Source organism: Shigella sp. FC1967, assembly GCF_001743005.1.
Taxonomy (GTDB): Bacteria; Pseudomonadota; Gammaproteobacteria; order Enterobacterales; family Enterobacteriaceae; genus Proteus.
The window spans coordinates 1-9,948 of record NZ_MIIZ01000255.1 but is presented as its reverse complement, the minus strand read 5'-3'; the positions used below and the strand labels follow the sequence as shown (position 1 = coordinate 9,948).

Here is a 9,948-nt window from a genome sequence, read left to right as displayed (position 1 = left end):
TGGCCACACAAATCCTACAACAAATTGAAGCATTAACTCGTGAATTATCGACACAAACACTAAGAAAGCAAGAGAACCAGCTTACTCAACGAAAAAAAAGTGTCGATTTATACCAAAAACTTGCCCAACATCAGGATTATGAGCGTCGATTACAAGCCATGATCCAAGATAGAGAGCTTTCATTAACACAAGCACAGAGCTTTATGAAACAACAAGCGCTACAAAAAGAGATTGCCGCGCTTGAAAATCGCCTTGCACGCTGTAAAAATGCGCTATTCTCTATCGAAAAAGGCATTGAGAAACAAGAAGATAAATTTTAATAGGAGTAATAATGAGCTTAAAAGAAGCACCAGAGTCTATTCAATTGGCAGTCGATCTTATCTATTTACTTGAAAGCCACCATATTGATCCTAAAACAGCACTAGAAGCTCTCGAGATTGTGCGCCTAGATTATGAAGAAAAATTAGCGGCACAATCTACTCATTCATCCCTTTAATTAAGCAAAAGGCGTATTGGCTTCAGGTGTTGAACCATCAAGAGGACGTTTTATCTCTTGTACTTCATCACCTTGTTTATTATGCAAATACACATCAAGTTGATTAAACGCAATATTGATATTATTTTCATTACATAGCTTATCAATAGCACGATTAACTTCATCTATTGCAATACTTCTATCACCTAATGTTCTGACATAAAAACGCAACTCATGATTCAGGGTACTTGCCCCAAATTCAGTAAATAACACCACAGGTTCTGGTTCCGTCATCACTCTGACATTATCTTTAGCGGCCTTCATTAAGATCTCTTTGACCTTATTGAGATCAGATCCATAAGCAACACCCACTTGAATAATAATACGTGTCACCGTATCAGATAATGTCCAGTTAATAAGCCGTTCAGTTACAAACGCTTTATTTGGAATAATCACTTCTTTGCGATCAAAGTCAGTCACTGTCGTTGCTCTAATACGAATTCGACTTACCGTGCCAGAATAAGTACCAATAGTAACCGTATCACCAATTCTGACGGGTCTTTCGAACAAAATGATTAAGCCGGACACAAAGTTTGCAAATATCTCTTGTAAACCAAATCCTAAACCCACCGTTAAAGCTGCCGCCAACCATTGCAGTTTTTCCCATGCTACACCTAATATTCCCAGTGATACGATGGTCCCGATAGCAATAATAATGTAGGTCAAAATAGTTGTGATCGCGTAAGACGCACCTTGTTGCAGTTTTATACGAGATAAAATTAATACCTCTAATAAACCTGGTAAATTTCGTGTCATAAACCAAGAAATTGCCATAATAGAAACAGACAATAATAAATCTGCAACAGTCACTGCCTTAACCACATTACCGAGTTCTGTCGGTAATGTGTAACTCCAAAGTGTTATTCCATCTAAATAAGTAAAGACCGTAATAAAATCAGACCAGATCCCATAGAAACTCGAAGCAAAGATGATAAATAAGATCATCGTTGTCAGTCTTAATGATTGCTGATTGATTTGATCCATATCCATTGGTGGCTCTTGAATAGGTTCAAGGCTGTTATCTTCACCTTCTTTTTTCTCTTTTAACATCGCTTGCCTACGTTCAAGAGCGCGGCGATATGCAAGTCTTCTAGCCGCAACAGTTAATCCGCGTAAACTGGCGTGATAAGCAATAAACCACAACATAAGCAGATATAAACTATCAATCCAACGATTTGCTAAACGTAACGCCGTATAGTAATAACCAAAAATCACTAATCCCATTAAAATTAAAGGTGAAAACGTTAATAACGTAATCACTACGGTTCTAACAACATGGTTGCCTTTTTCTTGCCACATTTCACGGCAAAATGGCAGTGCGAAGAAACTAATACCCAATAATGAAATAATGGCAACCAACTGCCCAATAACATCACCCACCAGCAGTAATGGATTATTAATCCCATAAGCAGAAAGTAGAATAATAGGCAACATAGGAAGAGAAAGTCGCAATAAACGTTTACGGTTTTGCTGGACTCGTTCTACGGGTATTTTAAAATGTTTTACGGCAACCCCATTGTCAGACATTAAGCGATAAGACCATTCAAACATCAGCCAAAATACCGCAAATTGCCAAGCGAAGGACCAGATAAATTCTTGTTGTACATTAAAGCTATTTATTAGCCAATATCCAATCGCTAAGACAAAACAAGACAAAGGTAATGTTTTTAGAAAAACAATGCCCAGTGCAAGTGGCGTATGTAACTGCGAATCTTTATTAAGTTTATTTATATCCCCATTGAGTTTTTCAAACTGAATATCAAGTTTTTTACGTTGCCAGATCAGTATTGAACCGAACAAAATTAACGCAATAAGAACAGGCAGTGATTTCTTAGCCCCGATCAGCAGATTTTCATTTGACCAATTGAGTTTAAAACCTTGAAACTCGGCAACAGCCTGAGCGGGGAATGTTGAAAACCAATTAAGATTAATCGGCTTATTACTGCTTACCCAGAAAATTTGCTGAGCCAATGTGTTTTCGAGTGAACTAACCACACTACGTAATTGTTGTTGGTCCATTTGTAGATTAATTGAACCTGAGATTTGATTGCCCAATTGATTGTTAAGCTTATCAAGTAATTCACGTCTAGCATCAACAAGTGATTCTAATGCACTACGTAACTCTTTTTGTGCATTAGGATCCGTCGCTTCAGGATGAGTGGCTTGGTACTCATTCATCAACTGATCAATATAAATACTGGGCTGTATTATCTGATCGCGTTGTTTGTTTATTTCAAACTGTTCTAAGCGTAAATCCGCAATTTTATCGGGCAGGTTATTAATGAAAATACCATCAGGTAAATCAACTTGCTCTTCAAATAAAAATACGAGAAAGTAATAAACTTCCTTTTAGCACATCAATTGTTCTTTTAAATTTCGTTCAGATTGAATAGCTCTGTCTAAACGATTTTTAACCATCAGGCTATGACGATTTAGCTCATTATTATTTTGCGTTGTAACAATCAGCTTATCACTGAGATGTTTATTGATTTCTGTTTGTGCTAAATAAAAAGGATTATTATTAATTGCCTGATTTTCAAGTCCCGTACTTTGCGCTTCTTTCGCCGTTTCTTCTGAACTATCTAAACGCTTATCACTAATCTCGTCTTGGATAAGTTGAGCATGTTCTTGGGAAAGATCGATGTAAGCAGAACTATAATCACGTTGGAGTTGTAATAAACTTTGTAACTGCACATTAGATTGTAAGGTGCGCTTTTGATAATTATTCTGTTGTTGAAGATAATATTGCTCTAATTGTAACAATTGTACGGCAGAAGATCGCATTTGTGCTTTATCCGCACTACTTTTATTCAATAATATTCTTATTTGTTGCAGTCTTTCTGAGTTATTAAATAAAACAGATTGTGCCCTTTCTGGTTGTGTTTGTAACACAATAAGTTCATTGCTGTAATTTGCTAAATCGTCTTGCGCTTTTTGTAATGATTGTAAGACCGTCTCTAATTGTGACTCTAACGTTGTTAACGGTAATGCTTCTAGTGATTTTTGATAATCTTCTACTTCTTTATTAGCGACTCTCTGCTTTAACTGATTCAGTTGATATTGTGCATTACGCAGTTTTTCAGGTAATTGCTCTACGGTTTTATCATAATTTACTGACTTTTTTTCTAGCTGTTGGATGTTATCAAGTAATAAAAGAGATTGTTCCAAATCAGCAATCGTTAATTTATCTTCTGCACTTAGCTCACTGCGTTTGTTTAATAAATTAAGCTGGTTTTGAATACTGTCTTGGGTGGGTAAATTACTAGGTGTCACAGCGAAAACTGAGGTGATGGAGAAACTCCAAAAAATAAACGCAATAATCGCGCCGAAAATACTCGTCATTATTCGATTACTGAATTGAGCAAAAAAATATGAGTACGCATAGTTAAGCAACTTGTTCAATTAATATTGAAAAACTGTTTCTAATTATAATCCAATTCCTTTAAATTGGCAGTGTAAATAGAACAAGTTGCTTAGGTTATTTCTCGCCTGAGAAAATGAAATCGTGATCAGAAAGTCAGAATTTTATCAGCCTCTAATGTCCACTGAGCTAAGTCCACTAATGTGCCTAATTCAGCACCATCCACGAGGGGTAACTCACTGATACCACGAGTATCTGTGCATGTTTTACATAATTTAACTGGAACATTTTGCGCTGTCAGAATTTCTAACATTTGCTGTAAGTTATAGCCTTCTTTCGGGTGTTGGTGAGCTAAAGCCCCAGTCACAGCATCTGACATTAAAAAAAATATTTAATTCCGTTTCTGGATGCTGTTCTTTTAATGTTATTGATAAACGCAGTGCGTTAAATAATGATTCATTGCCATAAGCTGCACCATTAGCAATAACTAATACCTTACTCATAAACATCTTCCTCAAGTTTAATAATAAATTAAGATGACGCAGATATTCTCATATTTGCGCTGTGCTTTATCATATCAATAAAGCTATCAACCAAATATTGACTTTCATCTTTGATAGAAAAACTTTCTGGTGAAAATAACCAATTTTCGGCAAGACCTGTCATCATAGCTCTTAACATAATGGCAGCTCTTCTTAAATTAAGGTTGGCTGGAAGCTGTTTTTTTTCAATACAACGAGAGAAAGATTGTTCTATTCTAGAGTAATCCGCTGCACACAATTCTCTGCGAATTTCAACAATTGGTGTCATTTCACCGACAAATTCGCATTTATGGAAATATATTTCTAATAATGCATTATGTTTGGGATCTTCGACAATTGATGTCAATATGTAAATAAGCAATTCTCTTAATACAAATAGTGGATCATCTGGGTATTTTGTTTGATACTCTATTTCTAAAGATTCTATTTTTAAGTCGGTGAGTTCGCACGCTTCAGTAAATAAATCCACTTTGTTTTTAAAGTGCCAATATATTGCGCCACGAGTAACACCTGCTTCGGCAGCAATATCTGAAAGTGATGTGGCAGAAACGCCTTGCACAGTAAACAGCCTAAGTGCAGCATCAATAATCTGCTGTTTTGTTTCTTGTGCCTGCCGTTTAGTTTTTCGTGCCATTAATCCTCGATTTTGACTGAAGTTAATTTACATACATTCATGTATGTTTGTACTATACATCGCAATCAATCATCAACTTAATTATTTTTATCCCGGGAAACAACGTTTGAATAGAGGTTTTCTTATGCGAAAAAACAGAGGGGTTTTGCCTCTGGCTCTGTTAGTGCTATCAGGCAGCTTGGTTCTTGCTGGATGTGACGACAAAGCTAAACAGTCTGCTGGGGGGCCACCCCCTGCTCCGGCTGTAGGTGTTGTGACTTTAGGAGCGGAAGCTCTGACAATCACCACTGATTTACCTGGTCGTACATCAGCCTTCCGTATTGCTGAAGTTCGTCCTCAAGTTGGCGGCATTATTTTAAAACGCAATTACACCGAAGGTAGCTATGTAGAAGCAGGTACATCTTTGTACCAAATCGACCCAGCTATGTTTGAAGCAACTTTAAATAGTGCACAAGCTGAACTAGTGAAAGCTAAAGCTAATGCTGAAATAGCGCGTCTCACTGTGGAGCGTTATAAGCCTCTGCTGGGTACAAACTATATCAGTAAACAAGATTTTGATACTGCAACGTCTCAGTACGCACAAGCTGTTGCTGCTGTTAAAGCAGGCGAAGCCGCTGTAACAACTGCAAAAATTAATCTTGATTATACCAAAGTAACAGCACCAATTTCAGGTCGTTCAGGTAAGTCAACGGTGACAGAAGGTGCGCTTGTCGCTCCAGGTCAGCAAGTTGCACTGACAACGGTTCAGCAAATTGATCCGATTTATGTCAATGTGACGCAATCGAGTGAAGACTACCTGAAACTTAAAAATGAAATTGAAAGTGGCGTTATTCGTCAAGAGCAAGGCAAACCTGTTGTTCATTTAACATTGACTAATGGGCAGACTTACGCACAGAAAGGTCATTTAGAGTTTTCTGATGTGACTGTTGATGAAACAACAGGCTCAATTACGATGCGTGCGATCGTACCTAACCCGAATGGGGAATTATTACCGGGTATGTTTGTTCGTACTAAATTAGAAAATGGTATTCGTCAAAATGCAGTTTTGATCCCACAGCAGGCCGTTATTCGTACAGCTCGTGGTGAAGCAACAACGATGGTTGTTAACAAAGATAATGTTGTTGAAGTTCGTACCATCAATGTGTCACAAGCTGTTGGTAATAAATGGCTCGTTAATAGTGGTGTTCAGGCTGGTGAGCGCGTTATCGTTTCAGGTTTGCAAAAAGCAAAACCCAAAATGACAGTAACGCCTCAAGAAGAGAATTTAGATGCGAAGCCATCACCTGAACAAACTGAGCCAGCTAAGAATCCTCAATAAGGAGTCGGTGATCCATGCCTAAGTTTTTTATAGATAGACCGATATTTGCGTGGGTAATTGCGATAATTACCATGCTCGCAGGTCTTCTGGCACTCATCAAATTGCCTGTTGCCCAGTATCCAACGATTGCACCGCCAGCGATTTCTATCTCTGCGGTTTATCCGGGTGCTGATGCCACCACTGTGCAGAACACCGTTACCCAAGTTATCGAACAGAATATGAACGGTATCGATAACATGGTGTATATGTCTGCGACCAGTGACTCAGCGGGTATGATGAATATCACTCTGACCTTTGAAGCAGGTACTGACCCTGATATCGCGCAAGTACAGGTGCAGAATAAACTGCAACTTGCTATGCCTTTATTACCTCAGGAAGTGCAACAACAAGGGATTAGTGTTGATAAATCCTCAAGTTCATTCTTGATGGTTGCGGGGTTCATCTCAAATGACGGTTCAATGTCACAAGATGATATCGCAGACTATGTCGGTGCTACAATTAAAGACCCCATAAGCCGTGTTACTGGTGTGGGGGAAACCCAGTTATTTGGTACTCAATACGCCATGCGTATTTGGTTAGATCCCGATAAACTGGTGAAATATAACATGACCACACTTGATGTGACTAATGCGATTAAAGCGCAGAATAACCAAGTGGCAGCGGGTCAATTAGGAGGCACACCTCCTGTTCCTGGTCAACGTTTAAACGTATCAATTATTGCTCAAACTCGACTCAACACCGCAGAACAATTTGGTGATATCCTGATGAAGGTTAACACCGATGGTTCACAGGTTAAGCTAAAAGATCTCGGTGTGGTTGAGATGGGAGCAGAAAGCTACAGTACTGTTGCTCGCTTTAATGGCCTACCTGCTTCGGGTATCGGTATTAAATTAGCAACGGGTGCCAATGCGTTAGATACAGCAACCGCGGTACGTGCAGCATTGGCTGAAATGGAGCCGTTCTTCCCTGCGGGATTAGAGGTCGTTTATCCTTACGATACAACGCCATTCGTTAAGATCTCTATTTTCGAAGTAGTAAAAACGCTCGTTGAAGCAATCATGCTGGTATTCGTAGTTATGTATCTGTTCTTACAGAACTTCCGTGCTACGTTAATTCCAACAATTGCAGTGCCTGTTGTATTGTTAGGTACCTTCGCCATACTCTCAGCATTCGGTTATTCGATAAATACCTTGACGATGTTCGCGATGGTACTTGCCATCGGGCTTCTGGTGGATGACGCCATCGTTGTGGTAGAAAACGTCGAACGTGTAATGCAAGAAGAAGGTTTATCACCTAAAGAAGCAACACGTAAATCGATGGGGCAAATCCAAAGTGCACTGGTAGGTATCGCACTTGTGCTGTCTGCGGTATTTATTCCAATGGCATTTTTTGGTGGTTCAACAGGTGCGATTTATCGCCAGTTCTCGATCACCATCGTATCAGCAATGATTCTATCTGTTTTCGTTGCATTGATTTTAACACCTGCACTTTGTGCAACGATGTTAAAACCTATACCGAAAGGCAGTCATGGTGTACAAACTGGTTTCTTTGGTTGGTTTAACCGTACCTTTGAAAAGAGCAGCCATCACTATACTGACAGCGTATCTCGTACTCTTCGTGGTACAGGACGTTACTTGTTAATTTACGTTTTATTAGTCGCGGGCATGGCGTTAATGTTTATTCGTCTACCTGCATCGTTCTTGCCTGAAGAAGACCAAGGGGTATTGCTGACAATGGTTCAGTTGCCTGCTGGCTCGACACAAGAACAAACCCAAGATGTACTCGAAAGAGTCAATGACTACTTCAATACTGATGAAAAAGAACTTGTTAAATCTGTCTTTACCGTAAGTGGCTTCGGCTTCGGTGGTCAAGGCCAAAATATGGGTTTAGTTTTCGTTGTATTGAATGACTGGGATGAACGTAAAGCAGAAGAAGACAAAGTTCCAGCTATCGTAGGACGTGCTAACATGGCACTATCCCAAATAAAGGAAGCCTTTGTTTATTCATTTAATATTCCAGCGATTGTTGAGTTAGGTTCTGCGGGTGGTTTCGAGTTCGAGTTGGTGGATAAAGCTAACCTCGGTCACGAAAAACTCATGGAAGCGAGAAATCAATTACTCGGAATGGCAGCACAACAACCTCAAATGTTAACGGGTGTGCGTCCTAATGGTCAGGAAGATACTTCACAGTATCGTCTGTATATCGACCTAGAAAAAGCACAAGCTCAAGGTGTTGCAATCAGTGATATCTATTCAACATTAGGTACGATGTTTGGTGGTAGCTATGTAAACGACTTTATCGACCGTGGTCGTGTTAAGAAAGTTTACGTTCAAGCTGAATCACAATTCCGTATGTTGCCACAAGATATCGGCAATCTTTATGTTCGTAACAATATCGGTCAGATGGTTCCATTCTCATCGTTCATTGATACAAGTAAAGATCCTTGGTTATACGGCTCTCCTCGTTTAGAGCGTTATAACGGTTTACCAGCAGTTCAAATTCAAGGTAGTGCAACACCTGGTCAAAGTAGTGGTGATGCAATGCTCATGATGGAAGATCTCGCAAGTAAACTACCAAGCGGTATCGGTTATGAATGGACAGGAATGTCATATCAAGAACGTTTATCGGGTAACCAAGCGCCTGCGCTGTATACCATTTCCTTGATAGTTGTATTCCTTTGTCTTGCTGCTCTGTATGAAAGCTGGTCAGTACCATTCTCCGTTATGTTAGTCGTTCCACTGGGTGTTATTGGTGCTCTTGCATTAACATCAGTAAGAGGCCTTGAAAACGACGTTTACTTTAAGGTTGGGCTTTTAACAACCATTGGGTTATCGGCGAAAAACGCAATCTTAATTGTTGAATTCGCCAAAGACTTGATGGAGAAAGAAGGTAAAGGACTCATAGAAGCAACGTTAGATTCTGTTAGAATGCGTCTACGTCCAATTCTAATGACCTCTCTGGCCTTTATGTTAGGGGTTATTCCTCTGGTATTAAGTAACGGTGCAGGTTCTGGTGCTCAGAACTCAGTAGGTACAGGTGTATTCGGTGGTATGATTGCCGCAACCTCCCTTGCTATCTATTTTGTTCCTATCTTCTTCGTCGTGATCCGTAGACGATTTGCGAAGAAAAATGAAGATTTAGAGCATCCAAATCATTCACACTAATTAGAATGAATTTGAGTGATAATGCTAAAAAGTCGCGAAAGCGACCTTTTTTCTTTATCTATTGATGTATTGTTTTAAATGAAAACTTATCTCATTATATTATTTTTAGGAAGTATCTCTTTAATCAATAAATTTCATTTTTATTTTTTTTTTCTTTATATGTGACTTTTTTTGTCAAAAGTTTAAGCTGCTCTGTTTATTTTATAAATAACAACGATAATTATGCCTCATTTACACGGTTAAAACATTTTAAAAAATACGCTAAAAAACTAAGATAATCATTATGTTAAGAGGAATCCCCCTTAATTGAGATTTATTGATTTTTACTGAAAATAAGACAAAATTCTAGTTTGTTCAGATAGTGACTTATGCAATAATAAGTGTCTACTATTAA

At 38.7% G+C, this 9,948-nt stretch carries 5 protein-coding genes and 2 pseudogenes; 4 read left to right on the top strand and 3 right to left on the bottom strand.

The window, feature by feature from the left end; translation table 11 throughout:
• The coding region (gene priC, locus BHE89_RS02380; protein ID WP_171742433.1) for a primosomal replication protein PriC at positions 1-320 on the top strand (320 nt) is incomplete at its 5' end.
• An 11-nt stretch (positions 321-331) separates the two neighbouring features.
• A complete protein-coding gene (rsmS, locus tag BHE89_RS02375; protein WP_069368555.1) occupies positions 332-496 on the top strand; it encodes a pleiotropic regulatory protein RsmS in 165 nt (54 codons plus the stop codon).
• Here the strand turns inward: rsmS and mscK are convergent.
• The 3 genes and pseudogenes from mscK to acrR all read right to left on the bottom strand — a co-directional run bounded on the left by mscK (position 497) and on the right by acrR (position 5,072).
• Positions 497-3,877: pseudogene (gene mscK / locus BHE89_RS02370) on the bottom strand (mechanosensitive channel MscK). It abuts the gene before it with no gap.
• A 167-nt stretch (positions 3,878-4,044) separates the two neighbouring features.
• Positions 4,045-4,399 (bottom strand): annotated as a pseudogene (locus BHE89_RS02365) (DsrE/DsrF/TusD sulfur relay family protein).
• Between the two features lie 28 nt (positions 4,400-4,427).
• Positions 4,428-5,072 carry a multidrug efflux transporter transcriptional repressor AcrR gene (gene acrR, locus BHE89_RS02360; RefSeq protein ID WP_069368558.1) on the bottom strand — a complete coding sequence of 215 codons (645 nt, stop codon included), beginning with the start codon at positions 5,070-5,072 and terminating at the stop codon, positions 4,428-4,430.
• A 124-nt stretch (positions 5,073-5,196) separates the two neighbouring features.
• Here acrR and BHE89_RS02355 point away from each other — a divergent pair, with 124 nt between their 5' ends.
• Together BHE89_RS02355 and BHE89_RS02350 are read left to right on the top strand one after the other, a co-directional pair.
• Entirely contained in the window at positions 5,197-6,390 is a 1,194-nt protein-coding gene (locus BHE89_RS02355) for an efflux RND transporter periplasmic adaptor subunit (RefSeq protein ID WP_069368559.1), read from the top strand.
• A gap of 14 nt (positions 6,391-6,404) precedes the next feature.
• Positions 6,405-9,554 (top strand): efflux RND transporter permease subunit, encoded by a 3,150-nt coding sequence (locus tag BHE89_RS02350; RefSeq protein ID WP_069368560.1) that lies wholly within the window; start codon positions 6,405-6,407, stop codon positions 9,552-9,554.
• Positions 9,555-9,948 lie beyond the last annotated feature (394 nt).